At 35.8% G+C, this 1,109-nt stretch carries 1 protein-coding gene; it reads left to right on the top strand.

Annotated features, from left to right (window positions below; all coding sequences use genetic code 11):
* Positions 1-310: 310 nt before the first annotated feature.
* Entirely contained in the window at positions 311-1,105 is a 795-nt protein-coding gene (locus tag FJR37_RS12805) for a glutathione S-transferase family protein (RefSeq protein WP_039199947.1), read from the top strand.
* Positions 1,106-1,109 lie beyond the last annotated feature (4 nt).

Here is a 1,109-nt window from a genome sequence, read left to right as displayed (position 1 = left end):
CTTAATACTGGATAGGTTTACCAGAGGGATTTATTTATACATTAAAAACTTTTCAAACATCCTCTAACAGGTTCAACATTTTTATGCTATTTTATGCTATGAACTATTGGGAAAATTTTAAGTATCTCGAACAGTGCTAAATCAATTTATGTCCATAAAAATCCGAAACTGATTGTTGCACAAATTCGAGTGATTTCCAACTTGATGGGCAACAACTTAACCCAGAAAATGGTAAATTTACAGGAAAAATGCTAAGAATTAAAGATACAATTATAAAACTAACGACTAAACAAGTTGCCGAATATACAATATGCTAGAACTATATCAGTGGGAACTATCTCAATTTTCCGAAAAAGTTCGTCTAATCCTAGATTATAAAGGACTAGAGTATCGCAAAATCGAAGTTGCACCAGGAATTGGCCAGTTAGAATTATTTCGTTTAACTGGACAAAAGCAAGTTCCAGTGTTAAAAGATGGCAATAGATATATTGCTGATTCTACAGAAATCGCTAAATATTTAGATTCAGAATACCCAGATTATCCCCTGATACCGATAGATCCCAAAAAACGCGCTTTGACTTTATTATTGGAAGATTGGGCTGATGAATCTATAGGTGTTAAAGGTAGAAAGGTTCTATTTGCAGCTATTAGTCAAGATCAGAGTTTTCGTAAGTCGTTGTTACCAGTTTCTACTCCAGATATTCTTAGAAGTGTTGTGGAAGGTGTTCCTAGTGATTTTCTGTCAGCACTGGGTTTTGGTGTCGGTTTTACACCAGATGTGGTAAGTGCGGCTGTTACTAGCTTAAAACAAGATTTGGATATTATTACCCAATTATTAGTGGGTAGTCCTTATTTAACAGGTGATGAACCAACTTTAGCTGATTTAACAGTTGCTAGTTTATCCATGCTTTTGAAGTTTCCTGATGGTGCTTATTTGGATTTACCTGTATCTCTCAGAGGGAAAGGGTTGTCGAGTATAGCCAATAATCCTGATTATGAAGCATTTTTCGCTTGGCGCGATCGCATCTACTCTCAATTTAGAAAACCATTACCAGGAATCACACCACCCGTAGGAAATGCACCTACAAGCATTCAAATTGATTAGGCAG

Origin of the sequence: Aphanizomenon sp. UHCC 0183, from assembly GCF_009712065.1 — a bacterium.
Classification (GTDB): Bacteria; Cyanobacteriota; Cyanobacteriia; order Cyanobacteriales; family Nostocaceae; genus Dolichospermum; species Dolichospermum heterosporum.
Note: the sequence above shows the minus strand (reverse complement) of the source record. Positions and strands in the feature narration are given on the sequence as shown.

Excerpts from the sequence above, each read along its gene's own strand:
- FJR37_RS12805 (WP_039199947.1), top strand. The coding sequence starts at position 311 with ATGCTAGAACTATATCAGTGGGAACTATCTCAATTTTCCGAAAAAGTT.